General features: G+C 58.1%; 20 protein-coding genes and 3 tRNA genes. 12 read left to right on the forward strand and 11 right to left on the reverse strand.

Annotation, left to right across the window (positions count from 1 at the left end; translation table 11 throughout):
• Positions 1 to 6: 6 nt before the first annotated feature.
• From Q5H93_RS04615 to Q5H93_RS04635, 5 genes are all read left to right on the forward strand, one after another.
• Positions 7 to 285: a hypothetical protein gene (locus tag Q5H93_RS04615; protein ID WP_305005326.1), complete on the forward strand. Its 279-nt coding sequence runs from the start codon at positions 7 to 9 to the stop codon at positions 283 to 285.
• On the forward strand, positions 282 to 656 hold the full coding sequence (locus Q5H93_RS04620; protein ID WP_305005327.1) for a hypothetical protein: 375 nt from the start codon (positions 282 to 284) through the stop codon (positions 654 to 656). Before Q5H93_RS04615 ends, Q5H93_RS04620 begins: the two co-directional genes overlap by 4 nt.
• A 266-nt stretch (positions 657 to 922) precedes the next feature.
• Positions 923 to 1489, forward strand: coding sequence for a hypothetical protein (locus tag Q5H93_RS04625; RefSeq protein WP_305005328.1), 567 nt, complete (start codon positions 923 to 925; stop codon positions 1487 to 1489).
• A 63-nt stretch (positions 1490 to 1552) separates the two neighbouring features.
• Entirely contained in the window at positions 1553 to 2497 is a 945-nt protein-coding gene (locus tag Q5H93_RS04630) for a hypothetical protein (protein ID WP_305005329.1), read from the forward strand.
• A gap of 135 nt (positions 2498 to 2632) precedes the next feature.
• The gene (locus tag Q5H93_RS04635; RefSeq protein WP_305005330.1) at positions 2633 to 3361 is read left to right on the forward strand and encodes an endonuclease III domain-containing protein; all 729 of its coding nucleotides are present in this window, start codon (positions 2633 to 2635) and stop codon (positions 3359 to 3361) included.
• A gap of 188 nt (positions 3362 to 3549) precedes the next feature.
• Here the strand turns inward: Q5H93_RS04635 and pth are convergent, their stop codons facing one another.
• The 3 genes from pth to Q5H93_RS04650 form a co-directional block, all read right to left on the reverse strand.
• Positions 3550 to 4116 carry an aminoacyl-tRNA hydrolase gene (gene pth / locus Q5H93_RS04640; RefSeq protein ID WP_305005331.1) on the reverse strand — a complete coding sequence of 189 codons (567 nt, stop codon included), beginning with the start codon at positions 4114 to 4116 and terminating at the stop codon, positions 3550 to 3552.
• Between the two features lie 153 nt (positions 4117 to 4269).
• The gene (locus tag Q5H93_RS04645) at positions 4270 to 4848 is read right to left on the reverse strand and encodes a 50S ribosomal protein L25/general stress protein Ctc (protein WP_305005332.1); all 579 of its coding nucleotides are present in this window, start codon (positions 4846 to 4848) and stop codon (positions 4270 to 4272) included.
• Between the two features lie 390 nt (positions 4849 to 5238).
• Positions 5239 to 6168 (reverse strand): ribose-phosphate pyrophosphokinase, encoded by a 930-nt coding sequence (locus Q5H93_RS04650; protein WP_305005333.1) that lies wholly within the window; start codon positions 6166 to 6168, stop codon positions 5239 to 5241.
• A 296-nt stretch (positions 6169 to 6464) separates the two neighbouring features.
• Here Q5H93_RS04650 and Q5H93_RS04655 point away from each other — a divergent pair, with 296 nt between their 5' ends.
• Together Q5H93_RS04655 and Q5H93_RS04660 are read left to right on the forward strand one after the other, a co-directional pair.
• The gene (locus Q5H93_RS04655; protein WP_305005334.1) at positions 6465 to 6626 is read left to right on the forward strand and encodes a hypothetical protein; all 162 of its coding nucleotides are present in this window, start codon (positions 6465 to 6467) and stop codon (positions 6624 to 6626) included.
• A 70-nt stretch (positions 6627 to 6696) separates the two neighbouring features.
• Complete coding sequence (locus Q5H93_RS04660; RefSeq protein WP_305005335.1) at positions 6697 to 6936, forward strand: hypothetical protein; 240 nt, start codon at positions 6697 to 6699, stop codon at positions 6934 to 6936.
• A 118-nt stretch (positions 6937 to 7054) separates the two neighbouring features.
• Here the strand turns inward: Q5H93_RS04660 and Q5H93_RS04665 are convergent, their stop codons facing one another.
• On the reverse strand, positions 7055 to 7438 hold the full coding sequence (locus Q5H93_RS04665; RefSeq protein WP_305005336.1) for a hypothetical protein: 384 nt from the start codon (positions 7436 to 7438) through the stop codon (positions 7055 to 7057).
• A 148-nt stretch (positions 7439 to 7586) separates the two neighbouring features.
• Between Q5H93_RS04665 and Q5H93_RS04670 the strand changes: the two genes are divergently transcribed.
• Positions 7587 to 7928, forward strand: a complete 342-nt coding sequence (locus tag Q5H93_RS04670) for a hypothetical protein (RefSeq protein ID WP_305005337.1) — start codon at positions 7587 to 7589, stop codon at positions 7926 to 7928.
• A 178-nt stretch (positions 7929 to 8106) separates the two neighbouring features.
• Here the strand turns inward: Q5H93_RS04670 and Q5H93_RS04675 are convergent.
• Positions 8107 to 8179: transfer RNA gene (locus Q5H93_RS04675), tRNA-Gln, on the reverse strand.
• Positions 8180 to 8466: 287 nt separating this feature from the next.
• On the opposite strand from Q5H93_RS04675, the gene atpD reads away from it, so the two are divergent.
• The 4 genes from atpD to Q5H93_RS04695 all read left to right on the forward strand — a co-directional run bounded on the left by atpD (position 8467) and on the right by Q5H93_RS04695 (position 12710).
• A complete protein-coding gene (gene atpD, locus Q5H93_RS04680; protein ID WP_305005338.1) occupies positions 8467 to 9972 on the forward strand; it encodes a F0F1 ATP synthase subunit beta in 1506 nt (501 codons plus the stop codon).
• A gap of 76 nt (positions 9973 to 10048) precedes the next feature.
• Positions 10049 to 10294 (forward strand): ATP synthase F1 subunit epsilon, encoded by a 246-nt coding sequence (atpC, locus tag Q5H93_RS04685; RefSeq protein ID WP_305005339.1) that lies wholly within the window; start codon positions 10049 to 10051, stop codon positions 10292 to 10294.
• 124 nt (positions 10295 to 10418) lie between these two features.
• Complete coding sequence (locus Q5H93_RS04690) at positions 10419 to 11534, forward strand: AI-2E family transporter (RefSeq protein WP_305005340.1); 1116 nt, start codon at positions 10419 to 10421, stop codon at positions 11532 to 11534.
• Positions 11535 to 11561: 27 nt separating this feature from the next.
• On the forward strand, positions 11562 to 12710 hold the full coding sequence (locus tag Q5H93_RS04695; protein WP_305005341.1) for a trans-sulfuration enzyme family protein: 1149 nt from the start codon (positions 11562 to 11564) through the stop codon (positions 12708 to 12710).
• 36 nt (positions 12711 to 12746) lie between these two features.
• Here Q5H93_RS04695 and Q5H93_RS04700 read toward each other — a convergent pair whose 3' ends face one another.
• From Q5H93_RS04700 to mltG, 6 genes are all read right to left on the reverse strand, one after another.
• Positions 12747 to 13610 (reverse strand): mechanosensitive ion channel family protein, encoded by an 864-nt coding sequence (locus Q5H93_RS04700; RefSeq protein ID WP_305005342.1) that lies wholly within the window; start codon positions 13608 to 13610, stop codon positions 12747 to 12749.
• 107 nt (positions 13611 to 13717) lie between these two features.
• A tRNA-Ser gene (locus tag Q5H93_RS04705) sits at positions 13718 to 13802 on the reverse strand.
• 76 nt (positions 13803 to 13878) lie between these two features.
• A tRNA-Ser gene (locus Q5H93_RS04710) sits at positions 13879 to 13965 on the reverse strand.
• Between the two features lie 124 nt (positions 13966 to 14089).
• Positions 14090 to 15040 (reverse strand): YihY/virulence factor BrkB family protein, encoded by a 951-nt coding sequence (locus tag Q5H93_RS04715; RefSeq protein ID WP_305005343.1) that lies wholly within the window; start codon positions 15038 to 15040, stop codon positions 14090 to 14092.
• Between the two features lie 109 nt (positions 15041 to 15149).
• Positions 15150 to 15641 (reverse strand): acyl-CoA thioesterase, encoded by a 492-nt coding sequence (locus Q5H93_RS04720; protein ID WP_305005344.1) that lies wholly within the window; start codon positions 15639 to 15641, stop codon positions 15150 to 15152.
• A 93-nt stretch (positions 15642 to 15734) separates the two neighbouring features.
• Positions 15735 to 16814: an endolytic transglycosylase MltG gene (mltG, locus tag Q5H93_RS04725; RefSeq protein WP_305005345.1), complete on the reverse strand. Its 1080-nt coding sequence runs from the start codon at positions 16812 to 16814 to the stop codon at positions 15735 to 15737.
• Positions 16815 to 17011: the final 197 nt, after the last annotated feature.

A 17011-nucleotide genomic window follows, 5' to 3' on the forward strand; every position in this document is an offset into this window, starting at 1 on the left:
AGGCGTTTGCCGTGCAGTTACGCGGCTGGCTGCAGAGTAGCGCGGCGGCCATTTTCCTGTTTTGCCTGCGCGGGCGCGTCCAGCATCCCGGGACTGAAATGGGCCAGCGAGCCGCTGGCCTATGGCCTGCTACTCACGGATATCAGCGTCAATCTGTGGCTGGCTTACAATGCCGGGCGCGAAGCGGTGGCTTCGTTGCACGTCGTGCTGAGTTTGGTGGTGCTGCCGCCCCCGCTGGTCACGCTGAGCGCGGTGGCCAGCGTCACGGCTTTCAGCGTTTTGTGACTTATCGGCAGCTATGGCGTTGGCAATTGGTGCTGAGCATCGTCAGATTTTTCGTCTTTCACCTCTACTGGCACCAGCAGCGGCCGGTGCTTGAATGGTTCGACAATACCCTGGCGCTGGTGCTGTTGTTCCTGGCTATGCTGCCACACTTTGGTCGCGTGCTGCCCACCGAAAGGCTATTTATTGGATTACTAATGCGCTACTTCAGCTCCGCCGCACTTCTGCTATTCACCGGCGGCCTGGGCTTGGTGCTGCCCTCCACCGCCGAGCCACGCTACAATTCCTGGCACCACCTGAACCCTGGGCTGCTGGAAGCTAAGCTGGCGCTGGCCACCGTGACGGTGGTGCACGAGGTGCGCACGGCTCGGTAGCCCGTAGTGGGCCATTACCGCCGCTCTAATGCTGGAAACAATTGGTCGCCAGCTACCAACCGCGCCAAGCCCGCCTGCGCGCCTATGGCCGGCTGCTCTATGGGCTGCTCTGGGCGCGGCTGGTGTCAGCCTGATGCGCTTGGCGCCCGAGCGCATGTTATCTGCCGACTGGTGGGCCGTGGCGGTGGTCGTGCTGGCCTTGTTATGCCTACGCCGCTCTGGCGTTGCGCTCCTCAGCCACTGCGAACAATGGTTATTCCGCTACGATGGAATGGCCCAGCGGCCTAACTGGCCTGGAAAATTTGCTGATGCCTTCGTACCAGCCCCTGGTAGCCAGCTTGCTCTATCCCGCGTTCACGGTGCTGGGCCTGCTCTTGATTCAAAGCTTCGACAAACCTCTGCTCACCGGCCTGCTGATGGTGGAGGTATTCGCCGTATTCTCGGCCAGCCTGCTGCTGCGGCGGGCTGATTTTCGCTACACCGTGCTGGCCGGCATGGCAGCCTACCTAGTGCGCCTGGTGTTCTTCGACCGCCGCCAAAGCCACACCCTGGTGCGGGCCGCCGTATTCATTTTCATGGTTTTACTGCTGCTGGGGATGAATGCGCTCTATGTCCGCTTCCGCAACCGGACCGACCCAGCCGCGCCCGACCCGGAGCCGCCGTTTTCCAAAAACTCCGCCGAGCCGCCGGTTAGGTTACCATTTGCGGGCAGACCGGAGAGCTTGCTTCGTCGTTTCCCGCAAGCGTTATCTGACTACTCAGCACCGCAAAGTGTGGAATTTCTACCTGCCCCCCGTAGTTCTACAAGTGCGCCTCCGGCTGGTTTCCGGTAACTTGCCCGCAGCTTTATCTGCCATTAATCAGCCGCGCTGTTTTTTTGCCGCTTTCTTGTATTCATGAAACTCGCTCCAGCCTTCGCTACGGTCCTGCTCGCTACTGCTACCACGGTTGTCCAGGCTCAAGATGACGGCCCCCGGCAGCTCGGGGCGCCGCCCTCGGTGCCTACCGCCCCGGCGCGCCCGGCGCCCGCCCCGCGCCAGCTGGGCAACGCCCCCGCCACTACGCCCGATACCGTCCGCCGGGCCGCCGCGCCCGTGCCCCCCGCCGCTACCGAACCCGTGTATGCCCCCACGCCGCCCGGCCAGATACCCGGCGGCACCAGCGCCCCCACCCGCTACCAGGTCGGCCTGAAGGGTGGCATGGTGTACAATGTGCGCGATGTGGAAACCCGCAATCCACTTTTCGGGCATTCTTATCTACTGCTTGACGGCCAGCGCAAAATCGACTTCAAAGATGTTGGTTTCTACGAAGACGAAACCGGCCACTACGTCCGCACCACGCTGCCCAATTCCAGCCGCGAGGCCACTTTCCGCCGCGACAAAACCGGCCGTATCAGCCTCTACTCCATCACCACTACGCAGTACAATCCCGGTGGCTACCCCGGCCGCATGGGGTACGGCTACGGCGGCTTTGGCTACGGTGGCATGGGCGGCTATCCTTACGGCGGCTATCGCACGGTCAAAACCGAATACTTCTCTAAAGACAACGGTCCCATTCAGGACATGAACATGCGCAACCTGATGCTGGCCACCCGCGACCACGCCGGGGCCCAGCAGCTGTTGGTCGATGCCCGGCGCTACCAGCGGGGCATCGTGGCCAGCTATGTGGTCGGCGGTGGCCTGCTGGTAGGGGGCCTGATACAAACCCTGCAACCTAACACGGCTGGGGTTTCGCCGCTGGTATTTGCGGCCCTACCGGTGCTGATTATCCCCATCGTGCTGCAGAGCAAGCAGGTGAATAATCAGAAGCAGGCCATTGCGCTGTACAATAATGGCAATTAGTAAGGGGTTTTCAAGTTAAAAATTGAGGTGGTAAAAGTTGCAATCGGCTCCGGACAGGCGGCTGGGTTTAACTTTTACCCTCCAACTTTTATCTGATTTTCAAGCCCGCCATCCCCCTCCCGCGTAAGCCGGCCCATGAAGCCCGCCACGCTCCCCGCCGATTTTACTGCCACCTTCGCCGAGCGCCAGCACAAGGCCCTGCTCGTGCACGACCGCCTCTGCGCCGAGTATGGCGCCCCTTTCCGTTTTTTCAGCACCAAAGACCCGCTCAGCGAGATAATAAGCTCGCTGCTCTCGCACCGCACCAAAAACGCCGATTCGCACCGCGCCTACCAGCAGCTGCGCGCCGCTTTCCCCACTTGGGCCGAGGTGCGCGACGCTCCTACTGCCGAAATCGAAGCCGCCATCAGCCCCGCCACCTGGCCTGAGCAGAAAGCTCCGCGCATTCAAGCCATCCTGCGGGCCGTCAGCCAGCGTTGCGGCGGCCCTTGCGACCTCGAAATGCTGGCCGATATGCCCATCCCCGAGGCCCGCGCCTGGCTGGAAGAACTTCCCGGCGTCGGCCCGAAAACTAGTGCCGCCGTGCTGCTTTTCAGTTCGCTACGCCGCCCCGCCATGCCCGTCGACAGCCACCACCATCGCGTGGCCCAGCGCCTGGGCCTCATCGGCCCTAAGGTAGGGGAGGCTGCTGCCCACCCGCAGCTAGCCGCCCTACTACCGCCCGACTGGACCGCCCAGCAGGTTTACGACCACCATGAGGCCCTCATGTTTCACGGCCAGAAGTGCTGTTACTTCCACACGCCCGCCTGCGGCCGCTGCGTGGTGCTCGACCAGTGCCCGTTTGGCCAGGCGAGAGTGAAGTAAGAACAACAAACTCCCCTCCTCAGAAGAGGAGGGGATGTTTCAGCGCAGCTGAAACGGGGGGGGAGTGAAGTCGTCAGGGCTTTCGCGCCGGTAGAAAATAGCATTGCAACCGGCGCGACCGGGCCAACCACCCCCGTTTCACCTGCGCCGCAAGCTCCCCTCCTTTCTAAGGAGGGGAGCTTGTCGTTCTATTTCACATTCACCACGTTCATTGCCCGCTCCAGCCCCATCGAGCCAAAGGCCAGCACTGCCTCGGCCGCCTTCTCAATGCGTGCCGACAAGTCAATCAGCTCATCGGCCGAAAACGGATTCAGCACGTAATCCACCTGCCGCCCCTTCGGGAAATTCGCATCCACTCCAAAGCGCAGCCGGGCATATACGTCAGTCCCTAGCGTAGCCTGAATGTCTTTCAGCCCGTTGTGCCCGCCCGCCGAGCCCTGGCCCTTCAGTCGCAGCTTCCCGAAGGGCAGCGCCAGGTCGTCCGTCACCACCATCATTTGCTCCACCGGGATTTTCAGGGCGCTCAGCCAGTGCGCCGCCGCCTTGCCGCTCAGGTTCATGTAGGTAGTCGGCTTCACCAGCACGTAGGTGTGGCCTTTGCTCTTAATTTCGGTCACAAAAGCGTGGCGACCAATCTCAAAGCGCGGCGCATCGAATTTCTGCGCCAGATAGTCGGCTACCATAAATCCAATATTGTGGCGCGTATCCGCGTATTCAGGACCAATATTGCCGAGGGCCAAAACCAGAAACTTCATAAAATCACAGACTTTAAACAGACTTAGCTGATTGCGCTGATACAAACGCACCAACCAGCCAACAAAAAACGGCGCCTCAAAAGAAGCGCCGTTTCCTGCAATAAAACATTAAACAATCAGTGTAATCAGCTAAATGAGCCGAAAATCAGTGATTTATTTTTTGCCAGCCTGGGCCATTTCGCCTTTCAGCGCGCGCGGGATGGTGATGGTGGCGATGGGAGCCGCCGCGTTGGTCAGGATGGTGTAGTTTTTGGCTTCTACGGCACCCACTTTGATGGATTTGCCGAGCTCCATGCCGCTGATGTTCACCTCCACGAAGTCGGGCAGGTTTTCAGCCGAGGCACGCACTTTCACCTTGCGGATTTTGCTTACCAGCTTGCCGCCGGCCAGCACACCCGGCGATACGCCTACGTACTTAATCGGAATGTCCATCTTCACTTCTTTGCCTTCCTCCAGTTCGAGGAAGTCAACGTGCAGCAGCATTTCGTTCACGGGGTGGAACTGCGCGTCCTGCACGATGGCGCGGTACAGCGTACCCTCCACGTTAAGGTCCACGATGTGCGCCTCCGGCGTGTACAACAGCTCGCGGAACAGGATAGCGGGCACCGAGAAGTGCACCGTGTCTTTGCCGCCATACAATACGCACGGTACCTGGGCGTCAAGGCGCAGGGCCTTGGCATCCGTCTTACCGAGATTCGCTCTTTTAAACCCTACAATCTCGAGGCTTTTCATAAGAAGAAGTGGTTGGAAGTTGATTTCCGCTCGCGGCACCTTTGCCGAAACGGGCCGCAAAGGTAGTCAAAATGAAAGACAAAGGCAAGCTCACGTCGTATTCATTTCATGGATTCCCTCGCCCATGCCACCAAGGAAAGCTCTAAAGAGCATCACCAGTAGCAGTAAGCAGCATACCGCAATGACTCCCCATACCAGCAGTGCTATCATAGATGCCCTTTTTGTGCGGGCATCAGAAGTGGTCCTGACTTTTCTAATGAGAAAAACAGGCAGAATCACAAAGAAAGCAACTGCTGCTACGGCATAAAACATAAAGCCTGAAGGACAGGGAATCTAAATGCTGATGCTACAAAGCGGATTGCGTCCGGCGCGAGTTGGCTAACGACCAATCTATACAAACAACGAGCTAATGCTCTCGTGCGAAACCACATTCCGAATGGCACTCGCAAACAGCGGCGCCAGCGAAATCACGCGAATCTTCTCGTTTTGCTCCCGCAGCGGAATCGTATCAGTAGTAATGAGCTCGGTCAAAACCGAGTTGCGAATCCGCTCGTGGGCCGGGCCGCTCAGCAGCGGGTGCGTCACCACGGCGCGCACCGATTTGGCCCCGCGCTCCATCACCAGCTCGGCGGCTTTGCAGATGGTGCCGGCCGTGTCCACCATGTCGTCCACGAACACCACATCCATGCCCGCCACGTCGCCGATTACCTGCATCGAGGCTATTTCGTTGGCCCGCAGGCGCATCTTGTCGCAGACCACGATTTCGGCCCCAAACTTCTTGGCGAAGGCCCGGGTGCGCACCACGCCGCCCACGTCGGGCGAGGCGAAAATCAGGTTTTCGAGGTTCAGCGACTTGATGTAGGGCGCCGTCACGGTGGCCCCGTCGAGGTGGTCCACCGGGATGTCGAAGAAGCCCTGAATCTGGCCCGCGTGCAGGTCGCAGGTCATCATGCGGTCGGTGCCCACGCTTTGCACGATGTTGGCCACCACTTTAGCCCCGATGCTCACGCGGGGCTTGTCCTTGCGGTCTTGCCGGGCGTAGCCCATGTAGGGCATCACGATGTTCACCTTGTAGGCTGAGGCGCGCTTGCAGGCGTCCACCATCAGCATCAGTTCCATGAGGTGCTCGGAGGGCGGGAACGTGCTCTGAATGAGAAATACGGCGCAGCCCCGCACGCTCTCATTGAAGCTGGGCCCCAGTTCCGAGTCGGCAAAGCGCTGGAGGGTGAGGTCGCCCAGCTCGGTGCCGTAGGCGTCGGCAATTTTCTCGGCGAGCTCGCGGGAGGCACTCCCAGCGAAAATTTTAACCTGCGAATCCATAAGAACTGGGGCAATAACGAAGTGAGAAGGTGAGAAGAGGGAGCAACAACCCGGTGGGCGCCGGGGCAAAGGGTGGGAGCAAGGCAAAAAGCGAAAGGCGCCGACCTCTCCAGGGGGAGAAGCCAGCGCCTTTCAGCAAAACAAGGATAAAAGCATGGCGGCCAAAACGAAGGACCGACTATGTCGAAAAACCAAACCGGGAAAAGTAGCACTACGCATCACGCCCGTTCCGTTGAGTGAAGCCCGGCGGGCCGTTTTCGGCGGTCAGGCTTTCCGGCCGTCCGCAGACGGCTACAATGCCCATCTTCAACGGGCATTCGGTGGAAAAGCAGGCACAATCCGAGGGGCACGGCAGCGGCGTAATGTTGCCCCAAAATTACGCCGAATTTGGCGAAGGTCGGTTGCCGCCGAGCCAGAAATCCGCCCGCTTCACCCGGCAAATCCACCCAATCGGCTAATTGGGAACCCACCGCCGTCCCACATTCCTTAGTATTGCAGCCATCCGCCGCTAACTACCTCCCCCAAGCTATGAACAACTACCGCCCCCGCCTCGACGATTACCCCGCCCTGACGCAACGCCTGAGCCAAACCGGCTACGAAGTGGCCCTGCACTACCTGGAGGCTGGCGCGTCGCGCCCCGTCATCACGGCCAAACACAAAGTTTCCGGCGAAAACAAGCTGTATTATGGGCAGTCCTTTATGGTTGGGGCCCCTATCTTGTTCGTGCAGTGGCTGGAGGGGATTACGTATGAGCTGGCGGCCGGGTAACTAACAACCTGTGCCTATGTAAATAGCTGACGACTGGATTGAGTAGAGTCGCCCTCTGGGCAGCATTCACCATCTACCGGCCTGTCATTCTTATAGCTGCGTTCTTGATGCCAAGCTATTAAACGACTTCTTGAGCGCTACTCAATAGCTTACCAGATTCATCTACGACATTTCCACACCAGCCACAGCGAAAAATGATGCTACCATCATCCATTGTGTCACTATTAGTGTGTGCTTGGGAGCTTAAGTTGCCACCTTTCAATAGTAATATACTTCCTAAAGGAACGGCATGCTCTACCGCTTCGTCAACTAATATACCCAGCAGGTGATATGGCTCTGAGATGGGCTTGTCATAAGTTGCTCTGAATTCTAAAACTAAATCATCAAAATTGTAGGAGTTCAAGAGAATGGTGTCCTCCTCAGTAATTTCATTATCTAGAATCCAGTTGCGGATAGAGGTAATAGTTATTTTCTCAATGCGGTAGGGACCATATTTGTGCATATGACGAAGCGAGCCAAGTGTTCCGCTAAGTTAAGCGTAGATTAGGGCAAATTCTGTTCTTTCGCACTCCACTCAGTTAAGAGGTTTGGAACCCTTATAAACTAATAGCTAACCAGGGATTTTACTTAGAATTTTAATAATAAGCACTATGCAGCAAATGTTAAAGCTAGAATTAAAAATCAAAGAATTTCAGGATGCAGTTCAGAACGATAAGTATGACAGCGTAATCGAAAAGTTGTTAAGAAAAATTGATGTGCTCAAAATAGGGATATCATTCTGGCAAAGAGAATTTTCAAAAGCTGACGATACCAACGGGATATACTATCTATGGATAAAAAGTAAGACAGAAAATAAGAAGGAAATAATTTTTGATATTATGCACGAATTGGGGCATTGCCTTGACCCAATTAAGATTCCGCTAGATGATAGGTATAATGAAGAATTGAGAAAAGGTAGGGAGGTGCGTGCATGGCGTATTGCAGACCAGTAATTTAATTCTTACCCTGAGCTTAGTGAAGATTGGGGTGAGTACACAGAATACAAAAAGAGACTACTCCTGACATATGGAGTATTAATTACCTGACTCAGCCACCATCTCAAGGTCGTAAATTCCGCAAAACGCAAAAACGGCCCCTCGCATCGCTGCAAGGGGCCGTTTTGTTAGGTTGTTGTCCGACCAGGGCTCGAACCTGGACTTTCTTGAATCAAAATCAAGCGTGTTGCCGGTTACACCATCGGACAAGGTCCCAGCGGGCCGATAGCCGTTTGGGACTGCAAAGGTACGAGGCGAAACATTCGGGGCAAGGGCTAGGCGAAAAAAAACTTGTAAAAAATGAGCGGCGCGCTGGGGCCGGAAAGTTGCTTTAGTCATTGCCAGTTGATATTCAGCGGCAAAAATGGTTGGCGGGACGCCCGAATTTTTTGGGCTGCCGAGGCAGAGTAGGGGCCGGAAAGGATAGGAAAAGCGGCGGCTTTGCCGTAATTTTGCGGCCTGAAAAATCGCATCTAATTCATTTTAAGAAAACGCAATGGCGAATACCGGCAAAATCACCCAGGTTATCGGCCCCGTCGTGGACGTGAGCTTCGCGGGTGAAGGCTCGAAGCTCCCGAACATCCTCGACGCCCTCGAAGTAACGAAAGACAACGGCCAGGTGGTGGTGCTGGAGTGCCAGCAGCACCTCGGCGAAGACCGGGTGCGCACCATCGCCATGGACTCGACCGAAGGCCTGACCCGCGGCGCCGAAGTGCGCAACCTGGGTCAGCCGATTTCGATGCCCACCGGCGACGGCGTGAAAGGCCGCCTCTTCAACGTAATCGGCCACGCCATCGACGGCATTCCGCAGCCCAAGTCGAACGGCGGCCTGCCGATTCACCGCCACGCGCCGGCCTTCGAAGAGCTGGCGACCTCATCGGAGGTATTCTTCACCGGCATCAAGGTAATCGACCTGCTGGCCCCCTACGTGAAGGGTGGTAAGATTGGTCTGTTCGGTGGTGCTGGTGTGGGCAAAACCGTACTTATCCAGGAGCTTATCAACAACGTGGCCAAGGCCTACGAAGGTCTGTCGGTGTTTGCCGGCGTGGGCGAGCGTACCCGCGAGGGCAACGACTTGCTGCGCGAATTCATCGAAGCCAACATCATCCGCTACGGCGACGCCTTCAAGCACTCGATGGAAGAAGGCGGCTGGGATTTGAGCAAGGTGGACATGGTGGAGATGGAGAAATCGCAGGCCACGCTGGTGTTCGGCCAGATGAACGAGCCCCCCGGAGCCCGCGCCCGCGTGGCCCTGTCGGGTCTGACCATCGCCGAGAGCTTCCGCGACGGCGACGGCACCGGTGCCGGCCGCGACATCCTGTTTTTCATCGACAACATCTTCCGCTTCACGCAGGCGGGTTCGGAAGTGTCGGCTCTGCTGGGCCGCATGCCGTCGGCAGTAGGCTACCAGCCCACGCTGGCCACCGAAATGGGGGCCATGCAGGAGCGCATCACCTCGACCAAGCGCGGCTCGATTACCTCGGTGCAAGCCGTGTACGTGCCGGCCGATGACTTGACCGACCCGGCCCCGGCTAACACCTTCGCTCACTTGGACGCCACCACGGTACTGAGCCGCAAAATCGCCGAGCTGGGCATCTACCCCGCCGTTGACCCGCTGGACTCGACCTCGCGCATCCTGTCGGCCGACGTACTCGGCGCCGAGCACTACAACACCGCCCAGCGCGTGAAAGAAATTCTGCAGCGCTACAAAGAGCTGCAGGACATCATCGCCATTCTCGGTATGGACGAGCTTTCGGAAGAAGACAAGCAGACCGTGAACCGCGCCCGTCGCGTGCAGCGCTTCCTGTCGCAGCCCTTCTTCGTGGCCGAGCAGTTCACCGGCCTCAAAGGCGTGCTCGTAGACATCAAGGACACCATCCGCGGCTTCAACGAAATCATCGACGGTAAGCACGACCACCTGCCCGAATCGGCTTTCAACCTCGTGGGTAACATCGAGGATGCCGTGGCGAAAGGTGAGAAGCTGATGGCCGAGGCCCGCTAATTGTTTAATTATGAGTTAAGAGTTATGAGTTCGTAGAACGATAACTCATAACTCTTAACTCATAACTCAAAACCCCATGCATCTCGAAATTATCACCCCCGACCGCAAGGTATTTGAAGGCGAAGTGACCGCCGCCCGTTTTCCGGGTGCCGATGGCTCGTTTGAAGTGCTGAACAACCACGCGCCAATGATTGCCGCCCTCAAGGCCGGCGAGGTGACGCTGACCAGCGCTGCCGGCCGCGAGGCCATCCGCATCGAAGGCGGCGTGGTGGAAGTGCTGCGCAACAACGTTATCGTATTGGCCGAAGGCGCGGTGGCGTAAGGCCGGCCGAGTTTTTTTGCCTGGAAAAGCCGTTTCTGCGTTGCAGAAACGGCTTTTTGCGTATAGGGCCAGAACGATGTAGAAACGCGAGCCTTCGCGTCGCCGTCCCCCGAGCCCACCCGCCATGAACCCAATCCCTACCGACCTTTTTTCCGCCGTCGAGAATATCTACACGCAGCGGCAGCGCTACCTGCTGCTGGTAGCGTCGCTGATTGGGCTGGCGGCCTTGATGATTTTCGGCCTCGCCAAATACCTGACGGCTTTTCTGGCGGCGGGTATCCTGTTCGTGGTCTTCCGCCCGTGGTGGATTGCGCTGGTGCACAAGCGCGGCTGGAACCGGCAGGCGGTGACCATCGGCATCTTGGTGGTGACGGTGGTGGTGCTGGTGATTCCGTTTTATGCGCTGAGTTCGCTACTGATTGATAGAATAATTGGCTTTGCCAAGGAGCCGCAGCAGATTATGGATTTGCTGCACAAGCTGGAAAATGCGGTTGGCTTCAAGTTCACCGATAAGGCGAATACGCAGGAGCTGTTGCAGCAGGGCGCGGGCAAGGTAAGCGGCTGGCTGCCGAAAATTGCAACGAGTGCGCTGAATTTCCTGGTTATCGTGGGTATGATGCTGTTCACGATGTACTACATGTTTATGCAGGAAACCTATTTCCTGCTGGGGCTGCACCGCTACCTACCCTTCCGGGGCGAGACAATTGCCGAGCTGGGCGATTCGCTGAAAAACAACGTGAATGCGAACGTACTGGGGCAGGTGCTGGTGGCGCTGGTACAGGGGATATTGACAGGGCTGCTGCTGCTGGCCTGCCAGGTGCCCGACCCGCTGTTCTGGGGCGTGGTGGCATTTTTTATGGCGTTTCTGCCGGTGCTGGGTACGCCGCTGGTGTGGGGGCCGGCGGGGCTTTATCAACTATCGCAGGGGCATACCTGGCAGGGGGCAACTATTTTGATAGTGGGCTTTGTGGTGATTATCAACGTGGATAATGTGCTGCGCATCATGCTGGCCAAGCGCATGGGCGACATTCACCCGCTGATAACGCTGGTGGGGCTGATTCTGGGCGTAGAGGTGTTTGGCATCATCGGGCTGGTGATTGGGCCGCTGCTGCTGTCGTATTTTATTGTGCTGATGGAGGTGTTTCGGAAGGAAAATAAGCTGCACATGGTGGCGAAAAAAGAAGGCAAGACCAAACTTAGCCAGGTGGGCGGGGCGTCGCTGCCCGACGCCAAGGTGTAACTTACGGGCCTCATTCCCTCCCGCGCCATGGACATCACCAATATCCACCCCAAAGTCACCCCGATTTACCAGACTTCGGTCTTCAAATTTGCCTCGCTGGCCGAGCTGGAGGAGTACTACACCACCCCCGACCGCGGCGGCCGTTTCGGCTACTCGCGCTCCGAAAACCCGAATACCACCGAGCTGGTGGCTGAGGTGGCCCGGCTGGAAGGCGCGGCCAGCGGCGGCGTAGCCACCGGCTCGGGGCTGGGCGGGCTGCTGGCCGCCGTGCTGGCCACCTGCAAAGCCGGCGACCACGTGCTGTGCCCCGAGGAGCTCTACGGCGGCTCGGTGGTATTGCTGAGCCACGAAATGACCCGCCTGGGTATTGAAACCAGCTACGTGCCGCTGGCCGAGCTCTACGACCTGGAGCGCTGGATAAAGCCCAACACCAGGCTAGTGCTGGCCGAGGTGCTTAGCAACCCGCTGCTGACGGTGCTCGATGGGCCGCGCCTGGCCAGCGCTTGCCAGGCCCACGGCATCAAGCTGCTTATCGATAGTAGCTTCACCACGCCCATGCTGAGCAAGCCGCTAAGCTGGGGCGCCGACATGGTGTGGCACTCGGCCACGAAATACCTCGGCGGGCATTCCGACGTGATGGCTGGCGTGGTGGTGGCCGCTACGCCCAGCCTGGGCCGCCGCCTGCACGCGGTGGGCACCAACATCGGCACCACCCTGGCTCCAATGGAAGCCTGGTTGACGGTGCGCGGCCTGAAAACCCTGCGCCTACGCATGCGCCAGCATTCCGAGAATGCGCTGGCAGTGGCGCAGTTTCTGGCGAAGCACCCGGCGGTGGCGCAGGTGTATTATCCTGGATTAACGAGCCACGGGGGGCACGAGCTGGCTCGCGAGCAGTTGCTCAATGGCTGGTTTGGGGGCATGCTGTCGTTTCGGCTGCAGGACGACTCGGCGGAGGCAGCCGACCGGTTTATTCAGCGGACGCGTCTGTTTCCGTTTGCGCCCTCGCTGGCAGGGGTAGCGTCATCGGTATCGTATCCGCTGGGGACCTCGCACCGGGGCGTGCCTGATGAGCGGCGGCAGGCGCTGGGCATCACGCCCGGGCTGCTGCGGCTGAGCGTGGGCGTGGAAGAAGTAGAGGAATTGCTGGAAGACTTAGGCCAGGCGTTGGTAAATTAAAACCTGTCCTGCTTCACTGCGTCCAGCAGGACAGGTTTAGTTATTCTGCGTCCGCAACGGCGCCGAATCGGCTAGCAGTCTTACTTCGACGGGAGCGGCCACCGCGCCCGGTACGCTGGCCAGAAGTTGCCGCGCCTGGCTGAGCAGGCGAGTACGGGCATCGCGGGCGGCGGCGCCCTGGTCGGCGGGCGTCCAGAAGAATACGCGCACGGTCAGCTTGTCGTCGTTCAATTCCTCAAGGGCGGCGACGGGCTGATGGCCGGGTGTGTCGAGCACGATTTTCTCCTGCCGCACCTGGGCCAGCAGTTGCTGCATGATGGCCTCAGGGTCGGCGGTGGGGCCGAGGGTGAGGGCATAGTCCTGGCGTACCTGGCCGTCGCGGGTGTAATTTACCACCGGTTCTTTCAGCACCAGGGAGTTGGGGATGTATATGTCTTTGCCATCCACAGTTTTGATGCGGGTGGTGCGCAGGTTTAGCTCCTGCACTTTGCCCTTGAGGCCTTTCACCTCAATATTATCCTGCACGTGGAAGGGGCGGTTGAAGGCCAGAATAACGCCGGCTAGGAAGTTCTCCGCAATATCCTTGAAAGCAAAGCCGACTAGGAAAGCCGATAAGCCCAGCCCGCCCAGCAGGCCGCCCACCACGCCCGAAAAGCCTACAATTTGCAGAGCCAGCAGCACGCCGCCCAGCATCAGCAGCCAGCGGCCTATTTCGGTGAGGAAGTTGGTGAGCAGCGGGTCGGCCGAGTGGGCCGTGAGCTTGGTAGCGAGATAAGTGCGTAGCCGGCCAGCCGCCAGCCATACCGCCGTGAGCACTACCGCCGCCACCAGCAGTTTGGGCAGCAAGTAGATGAACTGGGTGAGGTAGGTGTGAGCAACGGCAGAGAATTCTTGCAGCATAGCAGAGGGGGAGAAGAAAGCGCCAAATTAGAGCCTGCGCCGCAAAATGCCAGTGAGCGGCTGAAAAAAGAAAGCCCCATTTCCGGGCCGGAAATGGGGCTTCTCAGCAGAGGAGGAGGGATTCGAACCCCCGGAGGTTTAACCCTCAACGGTTTTCAAGACCGCCGCAATCGACCACTCTGCCACTCCTCTGGGTCAATTATGCGTGTTGCGCTGGTTGATTCAGTCAATAAAAAAGGCTTTTCCCAGCGCAGAAAAGCCTTTTTAGCAGAGAGGAAGGGATTCGAACCCCCGATACGGTTGCCCGTATAGCGGATTTCGAATCCGCCGCATTCGACCACTCTGCCACCTCTCTGTAGGTCCCCGAGTGGTTTCGGGACTGCAAAAGTACGGGGCAATTTCAAATTGGCAAGCGGCCGCCGGTATTTTTTTGCAGAAAATCGGGCACAAGAGCCGCTTCTGCACCGGCTCACGCACGCTCAGGCGGCAGTCGTTTTCCGCAGCCGGCCGGTCATGGCGTCCATACTCACGTTCACCTCGAAGCCGATGATGAGGGTCATGCACACGAATTCCAGCCACACCATGAAGCCCACCAGCGCCCCGATGGAGCCGTAGAAGTGGTTGTAAGAGTCGAAGATGCGCACGTAGAGCGTGAACAGAAACGACACCAGGAAGATGAGCAGCGTGGCCACCACCGCGCCGGTTGATATCAGCGGCCATTTGTCGTGCACCGGGGGCACGAAGTAATAAATGACGCAGGTGGTGGATAAAAACAGCCCCAGTAGCGAGCCATAGCGCACCAGCGAAATCACCAGGTCGGTAAATTTCTCGGGGACTATTTCGTAAAATACCAGCGCGTCAATAATATACGTGCCAAAGAAGATGCCCACAATGGCCAGTACGAGTATCAGGGACAGTACAAAAGTGAGAGCGGTAGCAATAAGACGCTTACGCAAATAGCTGCGGTGCTTGAACCACGGATATTTCTTCTCAAACGCATCGAGCAGCGCCATGATACCGTTGGAGCTGAGAAATAAGGCCGTACCAAACCCGAACGACAGCAGGCCGCCGTGCGGAATGTTCACAATATCCTCAATCGTGGAGGCCGTAGCGGCGTATAGCTCCTTGGGCATGAAGTCGGCCAGAAACTGCAGGATGTCCACGTTCAGGTTCGGAACCGGGATGTAGGGAATGAGCGTGAACAGGAAAATGATGGTCGGAAACAGCGCCACCGTGAGGTTAAACGCCATGTAGGCCGCCCGCTTTTCCAGCGAGTCGAGCCGCAGCTCGTGCATCACCCGGTCGAGCACATCGTACAGCGAAGCCTCGCCGCCCGGCAGCCGAAACCGCTTCAGCCCGACGATAACCCGCCGGTACGGGCGCTGCTTGCGCACGTCGGGGAAGCGGGAACGGCGGGTGGGGGTGTGCATTTTTTTGAATTAAAAATTTGAGTTAAAAATTAAAAATCGTTTTCCGGCTAAGTCTGCTTATCAGGTGAAGCTGGGCTTGGGAGCCAATTTTTAATTCATCGTTTTTAATTCACTTCCCAAACGCCGCCGGCGCCGGCGCATCGGGGGCTACGGAGCCGGGGGCGGGCGCTACGGGGCTGTCCAACTCATCGTCGCTGAAATACGGAGCTAGCTTTTGCTGCACGCTGGGCGGCATCGGCACGGGCCGGCCGGTGCTGGCGTTTACGAACACCATCAGCGTGTGGCCTTCGGTCAGCAGCTCCCGGGCTTCGTTATAAATCTCGTATTCAAAGAGTACCCGCGAACCTTCGGCCGGCTGTCGCAGCAGTAGGCGCACGGTCAACAGGTCGTCGTAGCGAGCCGGGCGGCGGAACTTGGTGCGCAACTCGCCCACCGGCATTCCTACACCCTCGGCCTCCATGTCTTTGTAGCGAATGCCAAGCTGCCGAAACGCCTCAGTACGGGCTACTTCGAAATAGGCCGCGTAGTTGCCATGATAGACGTAGCCCATCTGGTCAGTTTCGGCGTAGCGCACACGGATTTGAATGTCGGCCTGGTACATTTTTATTTAGGTGCTAGCTGAAAGCTATTAGCCGTTAGATTTTTACTGCTAGAATCAGGCTAACAGCTAGTGGCTTTCAGCTAACAGCTAAAATTAAATTCCTGCCCGGTTCAGCGCCGCCTGGTAGCGCCGCGCATTTACCAGGTGCCCGGCCTCGTTGGTAGCAAAGGCGTGGTAGCCGCTGAAATCCTCTTTAGCGCAGAAATATAGGTAGTTGTTTTCCTCCGGGTTCAGCACCGCGTCGATGCTGCTGATGCTGGGCAGGTTGATGGGGCCGGGCGGCAGGCCGGCGTACTTATAGGTGTTGTAAGGCGAATCTTTCTGCAGATGTACGTTAAGTACGCGCTTGATGCTGAAATCGCCGTTGGCATACACCACGGTGGGGTCGGCCTGTAGCTTCATGCCGCGCCGGATGCGGTTGAGGTACACGGCGGCGATGCGCGGCCGCTCGTCGGCGTGCTGCTGCTGCTCGGCCTCCACGATGCTGGCCAGGGTGCTTACCTCGGCGCGGGTCAGCTTGAGCTTCTCGCGTTTAGCGTCGCGGGCGGGCGTCCAGAATTTCTCGTACTCCTTCTTCATGCGCTGCATGAGGTTCTGGGCCGAGGTGTTCCAGTACAGCTCATAGGTATTGGGAATGAACATCGTCATCACCGTAGCCGTGTCGAAACCCAGGCTGCGGACGTAGCTGGGGCTGCGTAGCAGCGAGTCGATTTCGCGGGGGCGGGCGTCAATCTGGTTCGAGAGCTTTTCGGCCAGCTCGCGGCGCAGGCGCACATTGGTGAACGTCAGCTTCAGCGGCGACTGAATACCGGCCTTCAGCACGTTGATAAGCTGACGGTTGGTGTAGCCATCCTGGAGTTGGTAGCGGCCCGGCTTCACGTGCCCGGGGTATTTCATGAGCTTGGCCACGAAGCGCAGCGAGAGCTTGTCCACCACCACGCCGGTTTTCTCCACGTTGTTCAGGGCTTGCTGCCAGTCCTGCCCACGCCGGATGAGCACATAGGTCGGCCGGCCGTTGGTTTCGATATTGGAGGTGAAGAAAATCTGATAGAAATAGTACGAGAAGCAGATGAGGCCAAGCCCGAACGTCGCGAAGAAGACGGCGTAGCGGTTGCGGCGGCTCTGGGCTTTGGCTTTGTAGTCGGGGCGCGACTTTTTGGCAGATGATGACATAAAAAGATTGGGGCGACTGTAGCGCGGCCTCAAAAATACGAACGTCAGCAGCCCGCGCGCCGAACCGTTCACCCCGTCCAACTGTTGAGGGCGAGCTAACCGCGTGATTCTACTGATTTTTACCCCGACTTTTCGCCCGCCGTCCGCAAGTTTTTCGCGTAGTTTTCGCCGGGCGTAGTACCTTGCCCGCCGTTTTG

The organism is Hymenobacter aranciens (assembly GCF_030580865.1).
In the GTDB taxonomy this organism is placed as follows: domain Bacteria; phylum Bacteroidota; class Bacteroidia; order Cytophagales; family Hymenobacteraceae; genus Hymenobacter; species Hymenobacter aranciens.